The following is a 25,287-nucleotide window of genomic DNA, read 5'->3' on the forward strand; positions in this document are numbered from 1 at the left end:
CTGCTCCGGAAACGAAAAACCCGGTTGTTTTGGCAACCGGGTTTTTTCTTGCTGATTGATAATTATTTGCGCTTTGCGAGCGGCACGTAATCGCGTTCGGCAGCGCCGGTATAGAGCTGGCGCGGACGGCCAATCTTCTGCTGCGGATCTTCGATCATTTCCTTCCACTGTGCGACCCAGCCGACGGTGCGGGCGAGAGCAAAGAGAACCGTGAACATTTCGGTTGGGAAGCCGAGAGCCTTCAGCGTGATGCCGGAGTAGAAGTCGATATTCGGATAAAGCTTCTTCTCAATGAAGTATTCGTCCGTCAGGGCGATCTTTTCCAGTTCCATCGCAACGTCGAGCAATGGATCATCCTTGATGCCGAGTTCGCCCAGAACTTCATGGCAGGTCTTCTGCATGATCTTGGCGCGCGGGTCGTAGTTCTTGTAGACGCGGTGACCGAAGCCCATCAGACGGAACGGATCGTTCTTATCCTTTGCACGGGCGATGAATTCTGGAATACGGTCAACGGAACCAATTTCAGCCAGCATGTTGAGTGCAGCTTCATTTGCGCCGCCATGGGCAGGACCCCACAGGCAGGCAACGCCGGCAGCGATACATGCAAATGGATTGGCGCCAGAAGAACCGGCGAGACGCACGGTCGAGGTCGAGGCGTTCTGCTCATGATCGGCGTGGAGGATGAAGATTCGGTCCATAGCGCGAGCCAGAACCGGATTGACCTTGTAATCTTCGCATGGAACGCCAAAGCACATATGCAGGAAGTTCGATGCAAAATCGAGGTCGTTCTTCGGATACATGAACGGCTGGCCGATATGGTATTTGTAAGCCATGGCAGCAAGCGTCGGAACCTTGGCGATCAGACGGATCGAAGCGACCATACGCTGATGCGGATCGGTGATGTCGGTCGAGTCATGATAGAAGGCCGACATTGCACCAACGCAACCGACCATCACAGCCATCGGATGGGCATCGCGACGGAAGCCCGTAAAGAACTTCGTCATCTGTTCGTGGATCATCGTGTGGCGCGTCACACGATAGTCGAAGTCAGACTTCTGGGTTGCCGTCGGCAATTCGCCGTAGAGAAGCAGATAGCAGGTTTCCAGAAAATCACCGTGTTCGGCGAGCTGATCGATCGGGTAACCGCGATAGAGCAGCGTGCCTTCATCGCCATCAATGTAAGTGATCTTGGATTCGCACGATGCAGTGGACGTGAAGCCCGGATCGTAGGTGAACATCTGGGAATTCTTGTAGAGTGGACCGATATCAACGACGTCTGGTCCGACAGTGCCTTGTCGCACAGGCAGGTCGAATGTTTTGCCTTCTAGTGTAAAGCTGGCTGTCCTATCTGACATCGTGTTTCCTTTCATGTCCACTTTGCCGCCCGCACGACGGCAGAATTGTAATCGTCGTTATAATTTGTCTTTTATCTTTTGGCATGGTCCCCGGCTTGCGGGGGCCATCAGCGTTTCACGCATTATCCTAACGATTTTGCCCGTCAAACTATCCCAAACGGTTCGTGATGCAATGCGTAATTTGAACTATTTACGCCGGTTTTGTCACGTCAGCGTGAATGTTTCCACCTTAACCGATTTGATCGCGAATACGTCCAAGTGACTCTTCGCGTCCAAGGACGAAAAGCACGTCGAACACGCCCGGAGAGGTGGCGCGACCAGTCAATGCTGCACGTAGGGGCTGTGCAATCTTGCCCAGTTTCAGCCCGGTTTTCTCTGCGTGAGTCCGTACGACCGCATCAAGTGATTCAGCGGTCCACTCTTCAGCTGCTTCCAAATCCGGGAGAACGGATTTAAGGACGGAGCGGCCTTCCTCATTCAGGAGCGAAGCTGCCTTCTCATCAAGGTCGAGCGGACGGTCTGCGAAGATAAACTTCGATCCGTCGGCCAGTTCCACCAGAGTTTTGGCACGATCCTTGAGGCCCGGCATAGCGGCGAGCAATTGTGCGCTGCGCTTGTCGTCCAGCGCGTCCGCAATTTCCTTGCCGCCTTCGATTTCTGGTAGAACAGCGATAAGTGCATCGTAAAGCGCCTTGTCGTCGCTGGCGCGCATATAGACGCCATTGACTGCCTCAAGCTTCTGAAAGTCGAAGCGGGCCGCGCCCTTGTTGATGTCCTTCACGTCGAACCATTCGATCATCTGTTCGGTCGACATGATTTCGTCGTCACCGTGGCTCCAGCCGAGACGTACCAGATAGTTGCGCAAGGCCGCAGGCAAATAGCCCATCGCACGGTAGGCATCCACACCCAAAGCGCCATGTCGCTTGGAGAGTTTTGCACCGTCTGCACCATGAATAAGGGGGATATGCGACATTTGCGGCACGTCCCAGCCCATTGCATCGTAGATGACGGTCTGTCGCGCAGCATTGGTCAGATGATCATCACCGCGAATGATGTGCGTCACACCCATATCGTGATCATCGACAACGACTGCATGCATGTAAGTCGGCGTACCATCGGAACGCAGAATGATAAAATCATCCAGATCCTTGTTCGGAAAACGCACGTCACCCTGCACGGCGTCCTGCACGAGGGTTTCACCTTCCTGTGGAGCCTTGATCCGGATGACCGGCTTTACGCCAGCAGGCGCTTCAGACGGATCACGATCACGCCAGCGACCGTCATAACGCGGCGGGCGGCCTTCGGCCCGTGCTTTCTCACGCATTTCTTCCAGCTCTGCTGGCGTAGCATAACAATAGTATGCCTTGCCACGAGCGACGAGTTCTTCTGCCACTTCGCGATGACGAGGTGCGCGTTCGAACTGCGAGATGGCATCACCGTCCCAATCCAGGCCCAGCCAGGTCAGCCCATCGAGAATGGCAGCCGTAGCGGCGTCTGTGGAACGTTCCCGGTCGGTGTCTTCGATGCGCAACAGCATCTTGCCGCCATTGTGCTTGGCATAGAGCCAGTTGAACAAGGCAGTACGCGCACCACCAATGTGCAGATACCCCGTGGGCGAGGGGGCAAAACGGGTAACAACCGGTTTCGACATGATAGCTCCACTATGACATGCGCCTTTTAAGAGCAGCGGCAAATGCCGAGACACTAGCGCAAACTTGAATTCTGACGCCTGCGGGAGAAACTCCGGCAGGTAATCGGGGTCCACGATGCGAACCCACTCGATTTCGGCTGCGGTTCATGTAGCATAGGCAGCAATGTGCGCAAGGGTTTCGCATCCCTTTCGTGCTGATGTGCCGTCGTTCTTTCGGGGTATTTTGACGGTTGGGGCTAACTTTTGCGGTCAGGCGGGGGCATGACAGGCATCAGGGAAGCGAGCGATGTAAACGAACGGGCGCTTGTCAGAGGCATGCCCGACGGTTTGGTGCGCGCACTGCTGCCAGAGGTCTGGCCCCACAATGAAACGGAACTCCAGGTAAGTCCTGAGTCGGTCAAGCCGCCTGTACTGCGCCTGCGTGAACGCTTCCTCTCTTTTCCCTTCGTTGCGGCGGATCAGGTCTGGACCGCAATCGAAACTGAAGAAGGACGTGGCATACTCTTTCTTCTGCTGCCGGTTTTTGCCGGTATTGGCGCGATCATCTATTTTACGCTCTCATTCGAGCCTGCATGGACACCACTTTTGTCCACGCTCGGGATCGCCGTAGTATTGCGGATTGTGACGCGCAGACAATTCGCCGCTGCGCAAGGCGTGACATTGGCGATCGCTCTGCTGGCAGGGCTTTTGGTCGGCAAATGGGAGACGGAACGCCGTGCGACACCGATGCTGGGCTCCGATGTGGCGACACGCGTAACGGGCCGGGTTGTTGCTCTTGAATACCAGGATAACGGCAGCTGGCGGATAACGCTTGATGTGCTCCAGACCGAACGCCCCAAACTCCGTTTTCCGCCCAAGCGCATCCGCGTCAATGCAAGGGACATTCCTGCATCGACGGTGATCGGCGGCGGACTGACGGGTTGTGCCCGATTGCGGACCCCTTCAGGCCCGGTTCGCCCCGGCAACTATGATTTCTCGTTTCACGCTTATTTCAATGGGATTGGCGACAATGGTTTCTTTCTCGGAACACCCAAAGTGGCGACGGTTTCTCCGCCAGATGAACTGACTGCGGAAATTTCCCAGTGGATTGCCATGTTGCGTGTTCGGGTGTCTGAACGAATCGAGGAAGTGATAGGTGGGGAGGATGGCAGTGTCGCCTCGGCACTCGTAGCAGGCACGCGGGCGGGGATTAGTGAGCAGACGAATGAAGATCTGCGCAAAGCGGGGCTTGCGCATATTCTGTCGATCTCCGGCTTGCATATGGCGCTTGCAGCCGGAGTCGTCATGCTGACGTTGCGATCTCTTTTCGCTCTTTTTCCGGCTTTCAGCGTGCGGCATCCCGTGAAGAAGTATGCGGCATTTCTCTCCCTGCTAAGCTGTACTTTCTATCTTGCGATGTCGGGTGCGGATGTGGCGGCACAACGAAGCTATGTAATGATCGCGGTCATGCTTGGTGCATTGCTGGTGGACCGTGCTGCTATCAGTATGCGCAATCTGGCGATCGCGGCCATGGCTATGATTGCAATCTCGCCGCATGAAATATTGGGGCCGAGTTTTCAAATGTCTTTTTCGGCTACGGCCGCGTTGATTGCAGGTTTTGCCTGGTGGAGCGAGCGGAACGCGATCGGGCAGGTTGGAGCGGGAAAGCGTGGGAAGGCCACCTATGGCTTCGCTGGAAAAGTCCTGAAGCCTATCACAGCTGCGGCTGGTACTTCACTCATTGCCGGACTGGCGAGCGGGATTTTTGCAGCTTATCATTTCAACAACACAGCGCCGTTCGGCTTGGTAGGAAATGTCCTCGCTGAGCCCGTAATAGCTCTTCTCGTAATGCCGTTTGCCGTCTTCGGCCTTGTGTTGATGCCATTGCAACTGGACTGGGTGCCTTTGCAGATAATGGGCTGGGGTATCTTCGCTGTCAGACACATTGCCTCTTTTGTTGCGGCGTGGTCCCCCGATGGCAATCCCGGCGCCATGCCTGCACTCACTCTCGTTTTCTGGACCATTGCGCTTGTTCTGGCTGTTGTTCTGTCGACGAGATTGAAGGTGTTGGCGCTGCCCTTCATCGTTCTTGGGTTCGCTGCTTTCGTCAGGGAACCTTTTCCCGACATCGTGATATCAGAAGATGCCAAACTGGTTGGAGTCCGACTGGCTGATGGGAGATTTGCAGTCAATCGGAGCCGTCCGTCGCAATTTACAGTCGATAATTGGAAAACAGCATATCTGGTCGAAGAATTCATTGCACCGCCATCGGGTAAAAACAGAAAACGAACCGATGCGGACGGGTTCGAATGTGAAGATGGATTGTGCACGATCAACTTGCGCGATGGCCACACACTGGCCTACACAGCAGATATCGCAATGCAAGAGACCGCCTGCAACATCGGCGATGTGGTCATTCTCGCTGTTCCTGGCAAGGAATCTTCGTGCGGGCGCTCAACAACTCTGAGCATCAGTAAACGCGATCTGGCGCTAAAGGGATCTGTGGAGATAAGACTCGGAAAAACAGAAGAACAAAACCGAACTCATCAGGCCTTATCCTTAATTTCTCCCAAAACAACGAAAGCTGAGGCGGCGTCGCCAACATCTGAACTGCAACAGGACAGCCGGATAACATTTGCTGTCGATACACCGAGCCGTCCCTGGCATTTGCATCGCATCCATTCACGTCCGGCACGCGGTTTAGCGGAACGCGAGTACAAACCAAAATCCCGTTCTGCCCAAAATGCAGCAAGCTGTTCATCAGACGCCAATGATGATGCAAATCGCTGCGAATGATCCCAGAAGGCTCCCGGCTAAAAGGGAACTTTGGATACGTCCTATCTCTTTGCTTTACGCATTTTCCAGCGCAAAGCCGTTTCTCTTTTTGCCGGAAACATCTTAATAGCGGCGGATCAGGCCAACGAGCTTGCCTTGAACGCGCACTCGGTCGGGGCCGAAGATTCGTGTCTCATAGGCAGGGTTGGCTGCTTCGAGCGCGATGGATGCACCCTTACGACGAAAGCGCTTCAACGTGGCTTCTTCGTCATCGACGAGAGCGACGACGATTTCACCAGGATTTGCGGATTCGCCACGCTTGATGATGACTGTGTCTCCATCGAAAATTCCGGCATCGATCATTGAATCGCCTCTGACCTCGAGAGCGTAATGCTCACCCGCACCAATCATTTCTGGTGGAAGGCTGAGGGAATGGGTCTGATTCTGGATGGCTGAAATCGGCACACCAGCAGCAATTCGCCCCATGACCGGCACGGAAACAGTTGCGGACGTGTCGTCATTCGTGGCCACAGGGGCAGGGCGCAACGGTGGAGGCGACGGCGCTTTGCCAAGGCTGCCTTCGATAACGCTAGGAGCGAACTTCTTTTGTGCATTGAGCCCTGGAGCAATAGAATCCGGCAGGCGCAGGACCTCAAGCGCACGTGCTCGGTTCGGCAAACGACGGATGAAGCCACGTTCCTCCAGAGCGGTGATCAGACGATGGATACCCGATTTTGAAGCCAGATCGAGCGCTTCCTTCATTTCATCGAAAGACGGGGGAATGCCCGTTTCTTTTAGACGTTCATGAATGAACAGCAGAAGCTCGTGCTGTTTACGGGTTAACATGCGCGACACCCTCCCGGCCAAGAATCGAGAAAAACAAAACCAGAACGAACACTATATGTTCCAGTCTTGTTCTGCAATGGTTTTAAAATCATTAACGCTTGAGCCGAGAGCGAACGGAATGCCATGCTTGCAGAGCTTTATTTGCAAGTCAGGGCAATGTGAAGTTAAAATAATTTATAATTTACAATAGATTATATGTTGTTCTTCATGCATTATCGAGGTCGAACGTTGTGTCAAATCTATAGCATGAGGACACGGCAATCGTCGCCGACCGCAGCTTCTGGGGCGTTCTCATCCCTGATGAGAAGTGCTTTCGAGCCGACGAGAGCCGAAAGCATAGACGAATCCTGGATTGGAAATGGCTTTGCTATCAGAGTTCCATCCGGGGTTGATTCGATTGTAGCTCGGATATAATCGCGGCGGTGGTCATTCGCAGGTAGGGTAGCGCCCAGCTTTGCGGTCCGGATATCGGCATCGAGGCTGGTTCCGGCAAGCTTGGCGACAAGCGGACGGAGAAAGACAAGGCTACAGACGAGACTCGAAACGGGATTGCCTGGCAAGCCTATGACATGCACAATTTTGCCGTTCACACTGATGCGTCCGTACATCAGGGGTTTGCCCGGCCTCATGGCTATCTTCCAAAAATCGAGATTGACCCCCAATTTCTGAAGCGCACCATGCACAAAATCCCGGTCACCGACGGACGCGCCGCCAATCGTAACCAGAATGTCGATGCCACTTTGCAGGCTGTCTGCTATTGCCTGTTCGATCTTGGCAGGATCGTCCGGAATAATCCCCTTATCTTCAGGGCTGCCGCCCGCTCGCCTTATGATTTCAGCGATTCCGACACTGTTTGACGCAACAATCTGGTCTTTTCCGGGTGTTTCACCCGGCGCGACAAGCTCATCACCGGTCGCGACGATTGCTACCTTGGGTTTTTGGAATACGTCGATTTTCGCGTGTCCGCTTGCAGCGGCGAGCGACAGGGCAGCGGCATCCAACTCACGTCCGCTCGAAATGACGATATTACCAGGCGAAAAGTCGAGCCCCGCGCGGCGTATATGCCGTCCCGGCTCTATTCCTTCGTGAACAGTGAGCCGGTTACCCAAACGCTCGGTGTGTTCCTGAATGACAATTGTGTCTGTGCCTTTGGGCAGTGGCGCGCCGGTGAAAATGCGAACCGCCTGTCCGATCCCCAATTTGCCCTCGAAGCGGTTGCCCGCCGCCGATTCACCGATGATGTCGAAATCAACTGGATAAGAGATGTTGTCCGGTGCGATCAGGGCGTAACCATCCATTGCCGACCCGTCGAAAGGCGGCTGGAGAAAATGCGCCAGCACAGGTGTTGCAACCACGCGCCCGCCCGCATCGGACAAGGTGACTTGCTCTTTGCCGTGCGGTTCCGCAGATTTCAGGATGCGGGCCAGTGCTTCATCGACCGGGAGAAGGGACATGGTGTTTCCTCTCGAACTGAATTGTGGACCCGTTTAGAGCATAAAACCTGTCTGGAAGAATTGATCCAGAACAAGGTTCAGCGATTATGCCGTCCAGTCACCTGATTTGCCGCCGCTTTTTTCGGTAACGCGGATGCCGCCGATCTCCATATGTTTGTCGACGGCTTTGGCCATGTCATAGATGGTAAGACACGTTACGGAAACGGCAGTGAGGGCTTCCATTTCCACGCCAGTGCGTCCTTTGAGCTTGGCGAGTGCGCGAACGCGCAAACCGGGTAGTGCCTGATCCGGTTCGATTTCGACAGCGACTTTGGTCAGCATAAGCGGATGGCAGAGGGGAATCAGGTCGGCGGTCTTTTTTGCCGCCATGATGCCTGCCAGACGCGCAGCGCCAATGACGTCACCCTTCGCGGCATTGCCTTCCAGAATGATCGCCAGCGTTTCCGGCTTCATTCTGACTGATCCTTCGGCTGTGGCTTGGCGTTCGGTTTCATCCTTCGCCCCAACATCCACCATATTGGCAGCACCAGTCTGGTCGATATGGGTGAGCTTGGACGTCATCGGTCAGGCCTTGCCGGTCAGGAGTTCACGGGTAGCCGCAGTGACATCTTCCCGGCGCATCAGGCTCTCGCCGATGAGGAAGGTCCCGATTCCGGATTTTTCCAAACGCAGGCAATCTTCGTGTGTGAATATGCCGCTTTCACCAACCAGAACACGATCGGAAGGTGCCATTCTCGACAGGCGTTCCGACACGGCGAGATCAACCTCAAACGTACGCAAATTGCGATTGTTGACGCCGAGCAGACGCGACGAAAGCTTCAGTGCGCGTTCCATCTCGGTTTCGTCGTGAACTTCGATGAGTGCATCCATGCCAAGATCGAACGCGGTTTCTTCCAACGCCTTTGCCAGATCGTCATCGACGCTAGCAAGAATGATCAGAATGCAGTCCGCACCCCAGCTACGCGCTTCATGCACTTGGTAGGTATCGAACAGAAAGTCTTTGCGCAGGGCTGGGAGACTGCAAGCGTTACGCGCTGCTGTCAGAAATTCCGGTGCTCCCTGAAAGGACGGCGTGTCAGTCAGTACGGAAAGACAAGCGGCACCGCCGGTCTCGTAGGCTTTTGCAAGTGCTGGCGGATCGAAATCAGGGCGGATGAGGCCTTTCGAAGGGCTTGCCTTCTTGATCTCGGCGATCAGTGCAAATTCACCAGCAGCGCGTTTGGCCTCCAGCGCGCTGAGGAAACCGCGCGGCGCTTCCTGATCCTGTGCACGCGCCTTGAGATCGGCGACGGTGCGCTCGGCCTTGGCTGCGGCGATTTCCTCGCGCTTGTAAGCCTCGATCTTGCGCAGAATGTCGGTGGACATGACTTAATCCTTTCCGTCAGGCAGCTTTGTTGTTCGAAACGGCAATTACCTTCTGCAAGACAGCAAGTGCAGCACCGCTGTCGATGGATTGCGCTGCGAGAGCGATGCCTTCTTTCAGATCCTTCGCTTTGCCTGCAATGACGAGTGCTGCGCCTGAATTGAGCAGGACGATATCTCGATAGGCATTTTTACTACCTTCAAGCACGCCGAGCAAAGCCTTGGCATTCAGTGAAGCCTCGCCACCCTTCAGTTCTGCCGGATCGCAACGACGGAGTCCAACTTCTTCCGGCGTGATTTCAAAAGTACGGATTTGACCATTTTCAAGAGCGGCAACTTGTGTCGTGCCAGCGGTGGTCATTTCATCAAGCCCGTCGCCGTAAACCACCCAGGCTGCTTCGGAGCCTAGTTCCTTGAGCACTTCAGCCAACGGTACGAGCCATTGCGGCGCAAACACGCCAACAAGCTGACGCTTGACACTGGCCGGATTGGAAAGAGGGCCAAGGAGATTGAAGATAGTGCGTGTTCCGAGTTCGACGCGAGAGGGACCAACATGGCGCATGGCGGAGTGGTGCATCGGTGCAAACATGAAACCGAGGCCGGCTTCGGTGATGCTGCGGCCGATGATGCTCGCGTCGGCCTCGATATTGATGCCGAGAGCGGCTAGCGCATCGGCGGCACCGGAACGTGAGGAGAGGGCGCGGTTGCCATGCTTGGCGACAGGAACACCAGCACCAGCGACAACAAATGCCGAGCAGCTTGAAACATTGTAGGAACCCGACTGGTCACCACCGGTTCCGACAATATCGATTGCGTCGGCAGGAGCTGAAACTGCCAGCATCCGCGAGCGCATGGACGCAACCGCACCGGCAATTTCTGGTACCGTTTCACCGCGCACGCGCAATGCCATCAACAGCCCGCCGATCTGCGACGGAGTTGCTTGTCCCGACATCATTATATCGAAGGCGGTCCTGGAATCCTCAAGCGAAAGCGGCTCGCCTGATGCGGCTTTCGCGATATAGGGTTTTAGATCAGCCATTTTTGATGCCCACCGTCCTTAAAACGCCAGAGCGTTGTTGATGACGGCCTGATTTATCTTCACAGGGTACTGCTTCTGTAGTTCGCCGACGAGCTGTTCGAGAACATCGTCCGAGAGCGATGTGGCCAGATACTTCTGCTGCTGTTCCGGAATAGCTTCCGGACCAGCTCCTGCGGGTTCGGTTACTTCAACAACCTTGAACAGAATCTGGGCATCGTCCGAAGGTGCTGCAGCGCTCCCGGTGAAACCATCTGCTCCACGGAAAATCTGAGCCGCTGCGGCCGTTCCGATATCGGCATCGTTGGTCGTGCGGACAACACCACGCTTGGTCTGCTTCTCAACACCCATTTCGGAGGCAATCGTGTCGAGTGTCGCACCGCCGTCGAGGCGCTTCTTCAGGTCTTCCACCCGCTGGTTGAGGCGCTTGACAGCTTCCTCGCCCTTCCATGCCGCCACAACCTTGTCCTTGACCTCGTCGAGCGTACGTTCACGTGCCGGAGTTACGCCGTCGATCTGGTACCAGAGATAGCCGATATTACCCATGGTCAGGGCATCGTTGTCAAAACCCTGATCGGCCTGGAAAGCAGCAGAAAGCAATGCTTCGGAATTTGGTAGTTGAACGGGATTGCCGGAAGGATCGTTGCCCTCGGCATCAACGGCTTCCACGGTAACGGATTTGAGGCTCAGTTTCTTTGCCACATCAGCCATGGATGCGCCGTCGGAACGATCCTGTTCGTAGGAATCATGAATGCCGCTGATGCTGCTTGCCGCGATATTATTTGCAAGCGTGGTGCGAATTTCACCTTCAACTTCAGCCAGCGGCTTCACATGGGCCGGTTCAATCTGTGTCACGCGCAGGATAACAGGACCAAAACTGCCCTTGACGACTTGGCTCACGCCATTTTCTGAAAGTGCAAAAGCTGCATCGGCAACCGCCTGATCGGGAATAGCGGATTTTTCAAACGAACCAAGTTTCAAGTCGTCTTCTGTTTTGCCTTGTTCCTTGCCGATATCGACAAAGCTGGTTCCCGCGGCGATTTTCTGCTGGGCAGCTTCAGCTGCGGCTTCATCGGCAAAGCTCAACTGCTCGATGGTGCGCTTTTCGATCGTACTGAAGCGATCTTTGTTCTTTTCGTAATATTCGTTGATTTCATCCTGTGTGACGGCAGACGGATCGGCAATATCAGTCGGTTCCAGCTTCACATAGGTTATCTTCCGGTATTCCGGTGCTTTGTACTCGTCCTTGTGCGCATCAAAATAGGTCTTGAGCGCATTATCGGACGGGGCAGGGGTGGCATCGGCTTTTTCAGCCTGAATGGTTACATAATCAACGCTGCGGGTTTCACCCTGATAAAGGGCCAGCGCCTTCAACGCCGCATTCGGGAGCTTGATGCCATCGGTGGCGGCTTCCACGATCTGCTGGCGGCGGGCAACTTTCGCGCGGTTGTCGAGATAGTCCTGCGCACGAATACCGGATTGACGAAGTACCGCATCGAACTGTGCACGATTGAAGTTGCCGCTTGCGTCATGGAAAGCCGGATCTTCGCCGGTCAGCCGTGCAATTCCATCTTTGGAAAGGCCGAGCTGCATGTTGCGCGCACCTTCATCCAGCACGACACCGGCTGCGAGCTGTGCGAGTACCTGATTTTCGACGCCGAACGCCTGCGCCTGCTCCCGCGTCAGACGTTGGCGAAGCTGTTGCGACAAACGCATCATTTGTTGTTCATAGGCGAAACGATAGTCGGTGGCACTCACTTCGGAATCGCCTGCCGTCAAAGCGGCGTTGCCTGCCAGGCCGCCGCGAAAGACATCGGAGATGCCCCAAATCGCAAAGCTCAGTACAAGCAGGCCAAGCAGAAGCTTGGCGACCCAGGATTGAGCGGCGGAACGCAGGCTGTCGAGCATTGGAAACCCTTCAAGAATAAATTGAAGCTCGGCTTTTATAGATAGAGCCAGTCAGGGGATAACCTCAAGCCAGCCCTATATGCAAGGTCTCATTGCATATAGGCACTCAAGAACATTTGCATTGCGGCACGAATACGCTTAGTCAGTGGCAAATTTTGGCGCTGGTCCGCTTTTGCGAGGTGGTAGCGTCAACTGTTTTGAACAGGCGAGGAGAATGAAATGACTCCGGGAATCCGTCCGCTGGTTGCTGGCAACTGGAAGATGAATGGTACAGGAGAATCCCTGACCGAACTGCGCGCGATTGCTGCGGGTCTGAGCTCCGATCTCGGTCGCAAGCTCGATGCGGTTATCTGCGTGCCGGCGACGCTTCTTTCTCGCGCAGCGGAAACACTTGAAGGCGAAACCGTTGGCCTCGGCGGACAGGACGCTCACCATAAAGTGTCTGGTGCGCATACGGGTGATATTTCTGCTGCGATGCTCAAAGAGGCAGGCGCCACACATGTCATTATCGGCCATTCCGAGCGTCGGACTGACCATCATGAAAACAATGATGCCATTCACGCCAAGACCGAAGCCGCATGGGCAGCCGGACTGATCGCTATCGTTTGCGTTGGCGAAACCGCCGATGAGCGCAAGGCCGAGCGTACACTGGATGTGATCGGCAAGCAGCTTGCCGGTTCTTTACCTGATGGTGTCAACGCCGAGAATACGATCATTGCTTATGAACCGGTTTGGGCAATCGGTACGGGGCTGACGCCGACTGTGCAGGACGTGCGGGCTGCGCATGCCTTCATGCGCGAGCAACTGATCGAACGTTTCGGCACGAAAGGCGCACATCTTCGCCTGCTCTACGGTGGTTCAGTCAAGCCTTCCAACGCAACCGAATTGCTCGGTGTTGCAGATGTTGATGGCGCACTTGTCGGTGGAGCCAGCTTGAAGGCGACTGATTTTCTCGCCATATGCGAAACCTATCGTAATTTGTAATCGGCACATCGCGTCTGCCTATCTTGGTCTCGGGGCTTGGATTATCGGACAATAGCGTGTAAAGAGCCGCTCTAGTTTTAGGGATATAAAGACCGTAACCCATGCAGACCGTAATCATTGTCATTCACTTGTTGATCGTGCTGGCGCTTGTCGGCGTTGTGCTTATCCAGCGTTCGGAAGGCGGCGGCCTTGGTATTGGCGGTGGTTCAGGGTTCATGACGGCTCGCGGCGCAGCGAACGCGCTGACCCGCACGACAGCCATTCTTGCGATCGGTTTCTTCGCGACCTCGCTTATTCTCGGCATCATGGCGCGCTACGGCGAAAAGCCAACCGACATTCTCAATCGTATTCCGGCGGCAACCGGCAGTCAGACTGCTCCGGCGGGCGGCAATGGTGGTGGTATTCTGAATCAGCTGGGTGGCGAGTCTTCGCGTCCAGATACCAATCAGACTGCGCCGGCAGCTCCGGGCGCCGCAGCACCGGTGACGCAGCCTGATGCTACACAGCCGCAGGCTCCGGTCGTTCCAGAAACTCCGGCCAATCCGGTTCCAAGCTCGCAGTAAAGATACGAGCTAGATGAACGCAATACGAAACCGGCCCTTGAGGCCGGTTTTCTTTTTGTTAACCGTAGAGCCGCAAAGTGTTGCAGCTAGGCAATACGCTGCCGCGAATCGCATTGCAGAACGATGGCGGCGAATTGAGAACCGATTGGCTTTGCAGTAAGGAGATCGAAAGTCTGCTCGCAACTAATGTGGCAGATGTTTCTCCCTTGTGCTTGATTTTCGGGAACCGAACATGTTTTCACGCCGTATTCTGATGGCAGGTATTGCAAGTCTTTGCATTGGAGCGACCGCTCCGGCATTTGCAGCTTCGCCGGTAAGCGCTGAAGCGCAGCTCAATGAAGCTGCCGCATCCGTTCAGCAGGTTGCGCTTTCAAGTGACACCAAGGCCAATCCTGAGAAGCCGAAGAAGAAAAAGGCTTCCAAGAGCGGCAACGCGGTGAAGGCGAATAAGTACAATATCAATCCGAAGTTTCAGGCGCAGGAAGTCGCATTCACCGGCTACAAGCCGGGAACCATTGTGATCGATCCTAAAAACTACTTCCTCTATCTGGTAGAGACTTCAACGACTGCGCGTCGTTATGGCATTGCTGTCGGCAAGGTGGGTTTGGAATTCAAGGGCACGGCTACCGTAAATGCAAAACGTGAGTGGCCACGCTGGATTCCAACGAAGGAAATGATCGAGCGTGATCCGGCTCACTATGGCCGTTTCAAGAACGGCATGGATGGCGGCCCAGGTAACCCGCTTGGTTCGCGCGCCATGTATCTCTTTCAGGGCAACAAGGACACCTACATCCGTATTCACGGTACGGTGCAGCCGTGGACCATTGGTAGCTCGGCTTCCAACGGTTGCTTCCGCATGACGAACGACGATGTGCTGGATCTCTATGATCGCGTCGGTCTGGGCACCGAAGTGGTTGTTCTCTGATCTGTAAATGACTATGTGAATGTGGCCGGGCTTACGGGCTCGGCCTTTTCTTTTGTGTTCGTCACCATTCTTGCAGGCGGAAGCTGTGGATTTCGAGCTTCGACATGGCTTTATGTGAATAGGGACGCTAGAGAGTACAGACGTATTCGCTCCGGGGTTTCTGGCTCCGGTTTTTCTTTGTACAACGACGATTACCGCCTGGCTTCGGTGAAAAATACCGCCGGGGTGCATTTTTTTGTGGCGGAATCAATCAAGAAAGTCTAACGAGATAAGCCCATGGCGCGATATGTATTCATCACTGGCGGCGTGGTTTCTTCCCTTGGAAAAGGCATAGCTGCCGCAGCACTGGCTGCACTCCTTCAGGCACGCGGTTACCGCGTGCGTATCCGTAAACTCGACCCTTATCTGAATGTCGATCCCGGCACGATGTCGCCTTACCAGCACGGTGAGGTTTTCGTCACTGACGATGGTGCTGAAACCGACCTTGATCTGGGCCATTACGAGCGGTTCACCGGTCGTCCAGCCAACCAGCAGGACAACATTACCACCGGTCGCATCTACCGTAACATCATCGAAAAGGAACGCCGCGGCGATTATCTCGGTGCGACGGTTCAGGTCATTCCGCATGTGACCGACGAGATCAAGAACTTCGTCCTCGAAGGTAACGAAGATTATGATTTTGTTCTCTGCGAAATCGGCGGCACGGTTGGCGACATCGAAGCTATGCCGTTCCTCGAAGCCATCCGTCAGCTTGGCAACGAATTGCCACGCGGAACGGCAGTTTATATCCATCTGACCCTGATGCCTTATATTCCGGCCGCTGGCGAGTTGAAAACCAAGCCGACCCAGCATTCAGTCAAGGAGCTGCGCTCTATCGGTATTGCTCCAGATATCCTTCTGGTTCGCGCTGATCGCGAGATTCCTGAATCAGAACGCCGCAAGCTGTCGCTGTTCTGTAATGTCCGCGAAAGCGCAGTCATTCAGGCGCTCGACGTGGCTACGATCTATGATGTTCCGATCGCCTATCACAAGGAAGGCCTTGATTCGGAAGTCCTGTCGGCGTTCGGTATTGATCCGGCTCCAAAGCCGCGTATGGATCGCTGGGAAGAGGTTTCCAACCGTCTCCACAATCCGGAAGGCGAAGTGACCATTGCCATCGTTGGCAAGTATACCGGTCTCAAGGATGCCTATAAGTCACTGATCGAGGCGCTTTATCATGGTGGTCTTGCCAACAAGGTGAAGGTCAATCTCGACTGGATCGAGGCGGAAGTCTTCGAAAGTGAAGACCCGGCTCCATATCTGGAAAAGGTTCATGGCATTCTGGTGCCGGGTGGCTTCGGCGAACGTGGTGCAGAGGGCAAGATTCTTGCAGCGAAATTCGCTCGCGAACGCAAGGTCCCTTATTTCGGCATCTGCTTCGGTATGCAGATGGCTTGCATTGAAGCTGCTCGTAATCTCGTCGGCATAGAAAATGCATCATCGACCGAGTTCGGCCCGACCAAGGAGCCGGTTGTCGGTCTCATGACGGAGTGGCTGAAGGGCAATATGCTTGAGAAGCGCGCTTCGGCTGGCGATCTTGGCGGCACGATGCGTCTTGGAGCTTATGAGGCAACTCTTGCTCCTGGATCGAAGATCGCCGAAATCTACGGTTCGACCGATATTTCGGAACGCCATCGTCATCGCTACGAAGTTAATATCGACTACAAGGATCGCCTTGAAACAGCCGGATTGAACTTTGCAGGCATGTCACCGGATGGTGTTCTTCCGGAAACGGTTGAATATCCTGACCACCCTTGGTTTATCGGCGTTCAGTACCACCCGGAACTGAAATCCCGTCCGTTTGAGCCACACCCGCTTTTTGCTTCCTTTATCGAAGCGGCGATCGAGCAGAGCCGTCTGGTGTAGAGCGCTTCCGGTTAAAACGGGATCGTGGAACCGCTCTAACTTATTTGTGGCATTATCCGACGCAAAACCGCTTCGCACTTTTGCAGGAAATGCTCTAGAACTCTAACGCGCCTTTCGGGGCGCGTTTTCGTTTCGGCTTTCAGGTCGCGGTCTTGTTTTCGACCCACCTTTACGCCAGATAAGATGCCTGCAGGCATTCAGTATCGAGGTTCACGTTATGACGACTGCCAATTCATCTGTAAAAGTCGGAAATGTTACTTTTTCAAATAGCGCGCCATTTGCCCTGATTGCGGGACCATGCCAGATGGAAACGCGTGAACACGCTTTCGATATGGCAGGCCAGCTCAAGGAAATGACCGATAAGCTCGGCATTGGTCTCGTCTACAAATCCAGCTTCGACAAGGCCAATCGCACATCCTTGAAGGCTGAGCGTGGAATTGGTCTCGAAAAGGCAATGGAAGTTTTTTCCGATCTCAAGAAGGAATTCGGCTTTCCCGTTCTGACGGATATTCATACCGAAGAGCAATGTGTCGAAGTTGCTCCTGTGGTCGATGTCCTGCAAATCCCGGCATTTCTTTGCCGCCAGACCGATCTGCTGATTGCTGCCGCAAAGACGGGACGTGTCGTGAACGTCAAGAAGGGCCAGTTTCTGGCGCCGTGGGATATGAAGAATGTTCTTTCCAAGATTACGGAAAGCGGCAATCCGAATGTGCTTGCGACCGAGCGCGGTGTTTCTTTCGGTTATAATACGCTCGTTTCCGATATGCGTTCCTTGCCGATTATGGCGGGTCTTGGTTCGCCAGTTGTTTTCGATGCGACTCACTCCGTGCAGCAGCCGGGCGGGCAGGGCGGCTCGACCGGTGGACAGCGTGAGTTTGTGGAAACGCTGGCTCGGGCAGCAGTTGCCGTCGGTGTTGCGGGGCTCTTCATTGAAACGCATCAGGACCCGGATAACGCACCTTCCGATGGTCCGAATATGGTGCCGGTGGATAAAATGCCCGCGCTTCTCGAAAAGCTCATGGCTTTTGATCGTATCGCAAAAGGGCTTTAAACAGTTCTCGGAGAATTTAAAAAGGCGGGGGATTTTCCTCCGCCTTTTGTTTCGCTAAGGCTTAAAAAACTGGCCGGTGCATAATCTTTTCTGAAATGTCTGCAAACTTTCAGGATTATGCGCTAAGAAATGGCCGCATCGGATTTGTTAAGCGCCTCGCGGATATGGCGGGGCAATCTATAGGGAAGGACTGGTTCCTATGACTGCAATCATCGACATCGTCGGCCGCGAAATTCTCGACAGCCGCGGCAACCCGACCGTCGAAGTAGACGTTGTGCTTGAGGATGGCTCTTTCGGACGCGCTGCCGTTCCGTCCGGCGCATCGACTGGCGCACATGAAGCTGTAGAGCTGCGCGACGGTGGCAGCCGCTATCTTGGCAAGGGTGTTGAAAAGGCTGTTGAAGCTGTTAATGGCAAGATTTTTGACGCTATTGCAGGCATGGACGCGGAAAGCCAGCTGCTTATCGACCAGACGATGATCGAGCTCGATGGTTCGGCCAACAAGGGCAATCTCGGCGCCAACGCGATTCTGGGCGTCTCGCTTGCTGTCGCCAAGGCTGCGGCCCAGGCGACCGGTCTTCCGCTCTACCGCTACGTTGGTGGCGCAAACGCCCATGTTCTGCCGGTCCCCATGATGAATATCATTAATGGCGGCGCACATGCCGACAATCCGATCGATTTCCAGGAGTTCATGATTCTGCCGGTCGGCGCTTCATCCGTTCGTGAAGCCGTTCGTTACGGTTCGGAAGTTTTCCATACGCTCAAGAAGCGCCTCAAGGATGCCGGTCACAACACCAATGTCGGTGATGAAGGCGGTTTTGCTCCGAACCTGAAGAATGCCCAGGCTGCACTCGATTTCATTATGGAATCGATTGAGAAAGCCGGTTTCAAGCCCGGTGAAGATATCGCCCTTGGCCTCGATTGCGCAGCGACCGAGTTCTTTAAGGACGGCAATTACGTCTATGAGGGTGAACGCAAGACGCGCGATCCAAAGGCTCAGGCCAAGTATCTTGCCAAGCTCGCCAGCGACTATCCTATCGTCACCATCGAAGACGGTATGGCTGAAGACGACTGGGAAGGCTGGAAGTATCTGACCGATCTTATTGGCAACAAGTGCCAGCTTGTCGGTGACGATCTGTTCGTCACCAACTCGGCCCGCCTGCGCGACGGTATCCGCATGGGCGTTGCCAATTCGATTCTCGTCAAGGTCAATCAGATCGGATCGCTGTCGGAAACGCTCGACGCTGTCGAGACTGCTCACAAGGCTGGCTATACCGCTGTCATGTCGCATCGTTCAGGTGAAACGGAGGATTCGACGATTGCCGATCTCGCCGTTGCCACCAACTGCGGCCAGATCAAGACCGGCTCGTTGGCCCGTTCCGACCGTACGGCCAAGTACAATCAGCTTATCCGCATCGAGGAAGAACTCGGCAAGCAGGCCCATTATGCAGGCCGCAGCGCACTGAAGTTCCTCTAATTTTCCTGAGACTCATAAAAGGCGGGCTTAGGGCCCGCCTTTTTTCGTTTCAGCACTATATGAACCCAGATATTCGGCATTTGACCCAATGTAATTATATTGATATCAATGTTATTACATTGGTGTTCGAACTGATGAGGGAGCGGCTTAAACGCAACTGACGAAGCCGTGGGCGGATTTATCAACGGGAGAGAGAAAATGGCTTATATCGAAGGATTTGTTGTCGCAGTCCCCAAGGCGAACAAGGAAGTCTATCGCAAGCATGCCGCTGAAGCCGCTGTATTATTCAAGGAGTTTGGTGTGACGCGCATGGTCGAGGCATGGGGGGATGATGTGCCGGACGGCAAGGTTACCGATTTTCGACGTGCAGTTAAGGCAGAGGACGACGAGGAGGTTGTGTTCTCCTGGTTCGAATATCCCGACAAGGCGACGCGCGACGCTGCAAATAGCAAGATGATGAGTGATCCGCGCATGAAGGCAATGGGTGACCAGATGCCATTTGATGGCAAGCGCATGATCATGGGCGGGTTTTCCACTATTGTTGATGTTTGATTGAACTTTTTGTTCCGCTTGCAAAATCAAGTGTTCATCTGTCTGCCATTGTAGTTGACCGGCTATGGCGTACCCTGGAGCGCCGATCTGATTGAAGCAGATCGGCGCTCTAATTGTTTGTCCGAACGTGGATCTTATCAGAAAACCGTTTCACACTTTTCTGGATGCGCGCTAGGAGTTCATCTCGCTAGGGGGCGTTCATGAAATCTTACCTGATTAATCTTGACAGGAGCCGTGATCGGCTCGTCTTTATGACGGAGCAGTTTAGCAGGCTGGGATGTGACTTTGTGCGTGTAGCCGCCGTCGACGCGCGCATGTTCACTCCTGAGCTGGTTCAGGATACATTGGCCTCCAATCAAAAATGGCCACACCCTCTGACGCCAGCCGAGATAGGCTGTTTTCTTTCCCATAGAAAATGTATCGAACTCATTGCGCAGGGTGAGGAAAATTATGCTGCAGTCTTTGAGGATGATGTTGTTTTCGGTCGGGGGGCGGACAAGCTGTTTGCCTCGATCAACTGGATACCCGTCGATGCGGATATCGTTAAAATTGAGACACATGAAAAGACAGTGCTTCTCGGGCCACATCTAAACTGTACCGATACGGATTTTACGGTTGCACGGCTGCGAAGTCGACACCTTCTCTCGGCTGGCTATATTATCTCAAAGTCGGCCGCGCAGCGTATGCTCGCCTTTATGGAAAAGCCTTCGGCACCTCTGGACCATTTTCTGTTTGATTCCGAGTTTGGTCCATTCTCGAATTTTGCAGTTTATCAGACTTACCCGGCGCTGTGCCGTCAGGTCGGTCTGGAAAGTACAATTGGCGGGAATCGCAAGCATGCAAAAATCCGCCCTGCATTGATGCGGCTTTTGGTTCGGGAAACTGTCAGAATCTATAGACGCTTACGTCTCGTTATCATTGGTACTTGCGTAAACATGGGAGCTAGAAAGCGTTGGACGCCGATTCCCTTTGAGGCTGAGAATGAGATCGATTGAATAGCTTGCGAGCCAAAGTGTTTGCGGCAGCACGGAAAAATCAGGGTTACACGCTCCCGACATCTGTTCTTGGTAAATCTCTGTTAAGCAAAATAATGCTTGATGGTGGAATTCGGATTGACGCCCTTCGCAGGATTCGCGGCGGCATTGAATATCCGGGAAGGAAGCCGAAATGTGGACCAAGCAGAAGCGTAAATCGATCCGTGGGCGTTTTGTATTGCCCATTCTGACGGCCGCGTTTCTGAGCTATTTCGGTTTTCACGCCTATCATGGCGAATTCGGTCTCTATTCTCGTATCCAGCTGGAAGAGCAAAAAAGCCTTCTGGCCAAGCAGCTCGAACAGGTGACAGCAGATCGCACTGCGCTCGAAAAGCGAGTCACGCTTCTGCGCGACGGTTCCATCGAGAAGGATATGCTTGACGAGCAAGCACGCAGAGCGCTTAATCTCTCCCATCCCGATGAAGTGACAATTATCACCTCCAGGGAAGACCGATCAAATTAACTGAAATCCGGTTAATTGTCTTTTTGTGATATGTTTTTAAGGGCTTGGCGACATAGCAGCTATGCTCTGGGCGCATATTGTATCTTGTGATATGCCCGTATAACGTCACAATAGAACGACAATTTAGGGAGCGAGATATGGCACCGAGGGCTAAAAAGTCGCCTGCAAGCAAAACGCAGGCGTCTTCTGTGACTGCACCCAAGGCACCTGCACCTGTGAACTTCGACAAGAAGCAGGAGCTGGACGCTTATCGCGAAATGCTGTTGATCCGGCGTTTCGAAGAAAAGGCCGGCCAGCTTTATGGCATGGGCTTCATCGGCGGCTTCTGCCACCTTTATATCGGCCAGGAGGCCGTAGTGGTGGGTATGCAGATGGCGCTGAAGGAAGGTGATCAGGTTATCACCGCCTATCGCGATCATGGTCATATGCTTGCAGCGGGCATGAGCGCGCGTGGCGTTATGGCTGAACTGACCGGACGTCGCAGCGGCCTTTCCAAGGGCAAGGGCGGCTCTATGCATATGTTCTCCAAAGAGAAGAACTTCTACGGCGGTCACGGTATCGTCGGTGCGCAGGTTTCGCTTGGCACAGGTCTTGCGTTCGCGAATCGTTATCGCGACAACGACAATGTAACGCTGACCTATTTCGGTGACGGTGCTTCCAATCAGGGGCAGGTCTACGAAAGCTTCAACATGGCATCGCTGTGGAAGCTGCCGGTAGTCTACATCATCGAAAACAATCGCTATGCCATGGGCACATCGGTTTCGCGCTCCTCCGCTGAAACTGATTTCTCGAAGCGCGGTCTTTCTTTCAATATTCCGGGTATTCAGGTTGACGGCATGGACGTTCGTGCGGTCAAGGCTGCTGCCGATCTGGCTGTGGAATGGACGCGCTCCGGCAAGGGACCGATCATTCTCGACATGCAGACCTATCGTTACCGCGGTCACTCGATGTCGGACCCGGCAAAGTATCGCTCGAAGGAAGAAGTGCAGAAGATGCGCTCCGAACATGATCCGATCGAGCAGGTCAAGCAGCGTCTGATCGAAAAGGGTTGGGCAACCGAGGAAGAGCTGAAGGAAATCGACAAGGACGTCCGCGACATTGTCGCTGATTCTGCTGATTTCGCTCAAAACGATCCGGAGCCGGATGCATCCGAGCTCTACACGGATATTCTGCTCTAATTCCAGGAAGGTGTTGTCATGCCCGTAGAAATTCTCATGCCCGCACTTTCCCCAACCATGGAAGAGGGCAAGCTCTCCAAGTGGCTGAAGAAAGAAGGCGACAAGGTTACGTCCGGCGATGTGATCGCTGAAATTGAAACCGACAAGGCGACGATGGAAGTCGAAGCTGTCGATGAAGGTACGATTGGCAAGCTTCTTGTCGATGAAGGCACTGAAGGCGTGAAGGTCAATACGCCGATTGCCGTGCTTCTCGGTGACGGCGAAAGCGCTTCCGATATCGGTTCTGCTCCGGCTGCGAAGGCTGAAGCACTGAAGGAAGAGCCAAAAGCCGAAGAAAAAAAGGCTGATTCTGTTCCAGCTGCTCCCAAGGCTCCGGCACTCGAAGTCGCGTCCGACCCGGATATCCCGGCTGGCACCGAAATGGTTTCGATGACAGTTCGTGATGCGCTTCGTGATGCGATGGCAGAAGAAATGCGCCGCGACCCGAACGTTTTCGTGATGGGTGAAGAAGTTGCCGAATATCAGGGCGCTTACAAGGTAACGCAGGGACTTCTCGATGAGTTCGGTTCCAAGCGCGTTGTCGATACCCCGATCACCGAGCATGGTTTTGCCGGTGTAGGTGTTGGCGCTGCTTTTGCAGGTCTGCGCCCGATCGTTGAATTCATGACTTTCAACTTCGCCATGCAGGCAATCGACCAGATCGTGAACTCTGCCGCCAAGACGCTTTATATGTCTGGCGGACAGATGGGCGCTCCGATGGTCTTCCGCGGTCCGTCCGGCGCAGCTGCGCGCGTTGCTGCCCAGCATTCGCAGTGCTACGCAGCCTGGTACAGCCACATTCCGGGTCTCAAGGTCGTGATGCCGTACACGGCAGCCGACGCCAAGGGCCTGCTGAAGGCTGCAATCCGCGATCCGAATCCGGTGATCTTCCTCGAAAACGAAATTCTCTACGGTCATCATTTCGATGTGCCCAAGCTTGATGATTTCGTTCTGCCGATCGGCAAGGCCCGCATTCACAAGCAGGGCACGGACGCGACCATCGTTTCGTTCGGTATCGGCATGACCTATGCCATCAAGGCGGCCGAAGAACTGGGCCAGCAGGGTATCGATGTTGAAATCATCGATCTGCGTACGATCCGCCCGATGGATATTCCAACGGTTGTGGAATCGGTCAAGAAGACCGGTCGCCTGGTGACGGTGGAAGAAGGCTTCCCGCAGTCGTCCGTTGGTACGGAAATTGCTACCCGCGTCATGCAGCAGGCCTTCGATTATCTCGATGCGCCGATCCTGACCATCGCCGGCAAGGATGTTCCGATGCCTTATGCGGCAAATCTGGAAAAGCTGGCGCTGCCGACGGTTGCTGAAGTGGTCGAAGCGGTGAAAGCCGTTACTTATACCGCGTAACGAAAGGGTCTGGACATGCCGATCAATATCACCATGCCAGCGCTTTCTCCGACGATGGAAGAAGGCAACCTGTCGAAATGGCTGGTCAAGGAAGGCGACAAGATCGCTCCTGGCGATGTTATTGCTGAAATCGAGACCGACAAGGCCACGATGGAAGTGGAAGCTGTGGACGAAGGCACTGTTGCCAAGATCGTGGTTCCCGCAGGTACCGAAGGCGTCAAGGTCAATGCGTTGATCGCTATCCTTGCCGAAGAAGGCGAGGACGTGGCGGCTGCGGCCAAGGGCGCAGCGTCTGCTCCGAAGGCAGAAGCAAAGGCCGAGGCTCCGAAAGAAGAGCCGAAGCCCGCTGAAGCCAAAAAGGAAGCCGCAGCACCTGCAACGGTGCTCGCACCCGTCAAAGCGGACCAGCCTGCTGCTGCTTCGAATAAGGGCGACCGCGTATTTGCGTCGCCGCTTGCTCGTCGTATCGCCAAGGAATCCGGTGTCGATATCGCTGCCGTGAAGGGTACCGGCCCGCATGGCCGTGTCGTTCAGCGCGATGTGGAGGCCGCTCTGGCTTCCGGTGGAGCCAAGGCCGCTGCGCCGAAAGCGGAAGCGGCCTCTGCTGCCACGCCGAAGCCGATGTCGGATGATGCCGTTCTCAAGCTCTTTGAAGAAGGCACCTACGAGATCGTTCCGCACGATGGCATGCGCAAGACGATTGCCCGCCGTCTGGTGGAATCGAAGCAGACTGTTCCGCATTTCTATCTGACGATCGATTGCGAACTGGATGCGCTTCTCGCCCTACGTTCGCAGATCAATGCTGCATCGCCTATGATCAAGACCGAAAAGGGTGAGGTTCCGGCCTACAAGCTTTCGGTCAACGATATGGTCATCAAGGCGACGGCTCTGGCGCTGCGCGATGTTCCGGACGCCAATGTGTCGTGGACCGAAGGCGGCATGGTCAAGCACAAGCGCGCTGATGTCGGCGTTGCTGTCTCCATTCCGGGCGGTCTGATTACGCCTATCGTTCGTCAGTCGGACTCGAAGACATTGTCGGCGATTTCCAACGAGATGAAGGACCTTGCCAAGCGCGCGCGTGATCGCAAGCTGAAGCCTGAAGAGTATCAGGGTGGTTCGACCTCCGTGTCCAACCTTGGCATGTTCGGCGTGAAGGACTTTGCCGCGATCATCAATCCGCCCCATGCGACCATTTTCGCAATCGGTGCAGGTGAACAGCGTGCAGTGGTCAAGAACGGTGAAATCAAGGTTGCGACCGTTATGTCCGTGACGCTTTCAACCGATCACCGTGCCGTCGATGGCGCGTTGGCTGCTGAACTTGCACAGGCCTTCAAGCGTCACATCGAAAACCCGATGGGTATGCTGGTCTGATCGATCAACTTCAA

At 54.6% G+C, this 25,287-nt stretch carries 21 protein-coding genes; 13 read left to right on the forward strand and 8 right to left on the reverse strand.

The window, feature by feature from the left end; genetic code table 11:
• Positions 1-62 precede the first annotated feature (62 nt).
• Together gltA and gltX are read right to left on the reverse strand one after the other, a co-directional pair.
• Positions 63-1,355: a citrate synthase gene (gltA, locus tag MKS82_RS02085; protein WP_061346486.1), complete on the reverse strand. Its 1,293-nt coding sequence runs from the start codon at positions 1,353-1,355 to the stop codon at positions 63-65.
• Positions 1,356-1,584: 229 nt separating this feature from the next.
• Positions 1,585-3,006, reverse strand: coding sequence for a glutamate--tRNA ligase (gene gltX, locus MKS82_RS02090; RefSeq protein WP_109987772.1), 1,422 nt, complete (start codon positions 3,004-3,006; stop codon positions 1,585-1,587).
• A gap of 261 nt (positions 3,007-3,267) precedes the next feature.
• Between gltX and MKS82_RS02095 the strand changes: the two genes are divergently transcribed.
• Positions 3,268-5,781 (forward strand): ComEC/Rec2 family competence protein, encoded by a 2,514-nt coding sequence (locus tag MKS82_RS02095; protein ID WP_109987773.1) that lies wholly within the window; start codon positions 3,268-3,270, stop codon positions 5,779-5,781.
• 102 nt (positions 5,782-5,883) lie between these two features.
• Here MKS82_RS02095 and lexA read toward each other — a convergent pair whose 3' ends face one another.
• The 6 genes from lexA to MKS82_RS02125 all read right to left on the reverse strand — a co-directional run bounded on the left by lexA (position 5,884) and on the right by MKS82_RS02125 (position 12,366).
• The gene (lexA, locus tag MKS82_RS02100) at positions 5,884-6,606 is read right to left on the reverse strand and encodes a transcriptional repressor LexA (protein ID WP_109987774.1); all 723 of its coding nucleotides are present in this window, start codon (positions 6,604-6,606) and stop codon (positions 5,884-5,886) included.
• 239 nt (positions 6,607-6,845) lie between these two features.
• On the reverse strand, positions 6,846-8,060 hold the full coding sequence (locus tag MKS82_RS02105) for a molybdopterin molybdotransferase MoeA (protein ID WP_109987775.1): 1,215 nt from the start codon (positions 8,058-8,060) through the stop codon (positions 6,846-6,848).
• An 84-nt stretch (positions 8,061-8,144) separates the two neighbouring features.
• Complete coding sequence (moaC, locus tag MKS82_RS02110; protein ID WP_109987776.1) at positions 8,145-8,621, reverse strand: cyclic pyranopterin monophosphate synthase MoaC; 477 nt, start codon at positions 8,619-8,621, stop codon at positions 8,145-8,147.
• 3 nt (positions 8,622-8,624) lie between these two features.
• On the reverse strand, positions 8,625-9,425 hold the full coding sequence (gene trpC, locus MKS82_RS02115) for an indole-3-glycerol phosphate synthase TrpC (protein ID WP_109987777.1): 801 nt from the start codon (positions 9,423-9,425) through the stop codon (positions 8,625-8,627).
• Between the two features lie 16 nt (positions 9,426-9,441).
• Positions 9,442-10,461, reverse strand: coding sequence for an anthranilate phosphoribosyltransferase (trpD, locus tag MKS82_RS02120; protein ID WP_109987778.1), 1,020 nt, complete (start codon positions 10,459-10,461; stop codon positions 9,442-9,444).
• Between the two features lie 18 nt (positions 10,462-10,479).
• Positions 10,480-12,366, reverse strand: coding sequence for a peptidyl-prolyl cis-trans isomerase (locus MKS82_RS02125; protein WP_109987779.1), 1,887 nt, complete (start codon positions 12,364-12,366; stop codon positions 10,480-10,482).
• Positions 12,367-12,585: 219 nt separating this feature from the next.
• On the opposite strand from MKS82_RS02125, the gene tpiA reads away from it, so the two are divergent.
• The 12 genes from tpiA (at position 12,586) to MKS82_RS02185 (ending at position 25,273) form a co-directional block, all read left to right on the forward strand.
• Positions 12,586-13,350 (forward strand): triose-phosphate isomerase, encoded by a 765-nt coding sequence (gene tpiA / locus MKS82_RS02130; protein ID WP_109987780.1) that lies wholly within the window; start codon positions 12,586-12,588, stop codon positions 13,348-13,350.
• Between the two features lie 101 nt (positions 13,351-13,451).
• Positions 13,452-13,913: a preprotein translocase subunit SecG gene (secG, locus tag MKS82_RS02135; protein ID WP_109987781.1), complete on the forward strand. Its 462-nt coding sequence runs from the start codon at positions 13,452-13,454 to the stop codon at positions 13,911-13,913.
• 232 nt (positions 13,914-14,145) lie between these two features.
• Complete coding sequence (locus tag MKS82_RS02140; RefSeq protein WP_109987782.1) at positions 14,146-14,838, forward strand: L,D-transpeptidase; 693 nt, start codon at positions 14,146-14,148, stop codon at positions 14,836-14,838.
• Positions 14,839-15,114: 276 nt separating this feature from the next.
• A complete protein-coding gene (locus MKS82_RS02145) occupies positions 15,115-16,743 on the forward strand; it encodes a CTP synthase (protein WP_109987783.1) in 1,629 nt (542 codons plus the stop codon).
• Between the two features lie 217 nt (positions 16,744-16,960).
• The gene (gene kdsA / locus MKS82_RS02150; protein ID WP_109987784.1) at positions 16,961-17,794 is read left to right on the forward strand and encodes a 3-deoxy-8-phosphooctulonate synthase; all 834 of its coding nucleotides are present in this window, start codon (positions 16,961-16,963) and stop codon (positions 17,792-17,794) included.
• Between the two features lie 199 nt (positions 17,795-17,993).
• Positions 17,994-19,271, forward strand: a complete 1,278-nt coding sequence (eno, locus tag MKS82_RS02155; protein WP_109987785.1) for a phosphopyruvate hydratase — start codon at positions 17,994-17,996, stop codon at positions 19,269-19,271.
• Between the two features lie 198 nt (positions 19,272-19,469).
• Positions 19,470-19,823 carry a DUF1428 domain-containing protein gene (locus MKS82_RS02160; RefSeq protein ID WP_109987786.1) on the forward strand — a complete coding sequence of 118 codons (354 nt, stop codon included), beginning with the start codon at positions 19,470-19,472 and terminating at the stop codon, positions 19,821-19,823.
• Between the two features lie 200 nt (positions 19,824-20,023).
• The gene (locus tag MKS82_RS02165; protein WP_109987787.1) at positions 20,024-20,818 is read left to right on the forward strand and encodes a glycosyltransferase family 25 protein; all 795 of its coding nucleotides are present in this window, start codon (positions 20,024-20,026) and stop codon (positions 20,816-20,818) included.
• Positions 20,819-20,990: 172 nt separating this feature from the next.
• The gene (locus MKS82_RS02170; RefSeq protein ID WP_061346222.1) at positions 20,991-21,320 is read left to right on the forward strand and encodes an FtsB family cell division protein; all 330 of its coding nucleotides are present in this window, start codon (positions 20,991-20,993) and stop codon (positions 21,318-21,320) included.
• Between the two features lie 137 nt (positions 21,321-21,457).
• Complete coding sequence (gene pdhA, locus MKS82_RS02175; RefSeq protein ID WP_109987788.1) at positions 21,458-22,498, forward strand: pyruvate dehydrogenase (acetyl-transferring) E1 component subunit alpha; 1,041 nt, start codon at positions 21,458-21,460, stop codon at positions 22,496-22,498.
• Between the two features lie 18 nt (positions 22,499-22,516).
• On the forward strand, positions 22,517-23,902 hold the full coding sequence (locus MKS82_RS02180; RefSeq protein ID WP_109987789.1) for a pyruvate dehydrogenase complex E1 component subunit beta: 1,386 nt from the start codon (positions 22,517-22,519) through the stop codon (positions 23,900-23,902).
• Positions 23,903-23,917: 15 nt separating this feature from the next.
• On the forward strand, positions 23,918-25,273 hold the full coding sequence (locus tag MKS82_RS02185; RefSeq protein WP_109987790.1) for a pyruvate dehydrogenase complex dihydrolipoamide acetyltransferase: 1,356 nt from the start codon (positions 23,918-23,920) through the stop codon (positions 25,271-25,273).
• Positions 25,274-25,287 lie beyond the last annotated feature (14 nt).

It is taken from the genome of Ochrobactrum sp. A-1 (assembly GCF_022488005.1).
Taxonomy (GTDB): domain Bacteria; phylum Pseudomonadota; class Alphaproteobacteria; order Rhizobiales; family Rhizobiaceae; genus Brucella.

Excerpts from the sequence above, each read along its gene's own strand:
- MKS82_RS02180 (WP_109987789.1), top strand. The coding sequence starts at position 22,517 with ATGCCCGTAGAAATTCTCATGCCCGCACTTTCCCCAACCATGGAAGAG.
- MKS82_RS02165 (WP_109987787.1), top strand. The coding sequence starts at position 20,024 with ATGAAATCTTACCTGATTAATCTTGACAGGAGCCGTGATCGGCTCGTC.
- MKS82_RS02125 (WP_109987779.1), bottom strand. The coding sequence starts at position 12,366 with ATGCTCGACAGCCTGCGTTCCGCCGCTCAATCCTGGGTCGCCAAGCTT.
- tpiA (WP_109987780.1), top strand. The coding sequence starts at position 12,586 with ATGACTCCGGGAATCCGTCCGCTGGTTGCTGGCAACTGGAAGATGAAT.
- MKS82_RS02160 (WP_109987786.1), top strand. The coding sequence starts at position 19,470 with ATGGCTTATATCGAAGGATTTGTTGTCGCAGTCCCCAAGGCGAACAAG.
- trpD (WP_109987778.1), bottom strand. The coding sequence starts at position 10,461 with ATGGCTGATCTAAAACCCTATATCGCGAAAGCCGCATCAGGCGAGCCG.
- kdsA (WP_109987784.1), top strand. The coding sequence starts at position 16,961 with ATGACGACTGCCAATTCATCTGTAAAAGTCGGAAATGTTACTTTTTCA.
- MKS82_RS02185 (WP_109987790.1), top strand. The coding sequence starts at position 23,918 with ATGCCGATCAATATCACCATGCCAGCGCTTTCTCCGACGATGGAAGAA.
- moaC (WP_109987776.1), bottom strand. The coding sequence starts at position 8,621 with ATGACGTCCAAGCTCACCCATATCGACCAGACTGGTGCTGCCAATATG.
- eno (WP_109987785.1), top strand. The coding sequence starts at position 17,994 with ATGACTGCAATCATCGACATCGTCGGCCGCGAAATTCTCGACAGCCGC.
- pdhA (WP_109987788.1), top strand. The coding sequence starts at position 21,458 with ATGGCACCGAGGGCTAAAAAGTCGCCTGCAAGCAAAACGCAGGCGTCT.
- MKS82_RS02095 (WP_109987773.1), top strand. The coding sequence starts at position 3,268 with ATGACAGGCATCAGGGAAGCGAGCGATGTAAACGAACGGGCGCTTGTC.
- gltX (WP_109987772.1), bottom strand. The coding sequence starts at position 3,006 with ATGTCGAAACCGGTTGTTACCCGTTTTGCCCCCTCGCCCACGGGGTAT.
- MKS82_RS02170 (WP_061346222.1), top strand. The coding sequence starts at position 20,991 with ATGTGGACCAAGCAGAAGCGTAAATCGATCCGTGGGCGTTTTGTATTG.
- secG (WP_109987781.1), top strand. The coding sequence starts at position 13,452 with ATGCAGACCGTAATCATTGTCATTCACTTGTTGATCGTGCTGGCGCTT.
- trpC (WP_109987777.1), bottom strand. The coding sequence starts at position 9,425 with ATGTCCACCGACATTCTGCGCAAGATCGAGGCTTACAAGCGCGAGGAA.
- gltA (WP_061346486.1), bottom strand. The coding sequence starts at position 1,355 with ATGTCAGATAGGACAGCCAGCTTTACACTAGAAGGCAAAACATTCGAC.
- lexA (WP_109987774.1), bottom strand. The coding sequence starts at position 6,606 with ATGTTAACCCGTAAACAGCACGAGCTTCTGCTGTTCATTCATGAACGT.
- MKS82_RS02105 (WP_109987775.1), bottom strand. The coding sequence starts at position 8,060 with ATGTCCCTTCTCCCGGTCGATGAAGCACTGGCCCGCATCCTGAAATCT.
- MKS82_RS02145 (WP_109987783.1), top strand. The coding sequence starts at position 15,115 with ATGGCGCGATATGTATTCATCACTGGCGGCGTGGTTTCTTCCCTTGGA.
- MKS82_RS02140 (WP_109987782.1), top strand. The coding sequence starts at position 14,146 with ATGTTTTCACGCCGTATTCTGATGGCAGGTATTGCAAGTCTTTGCATT.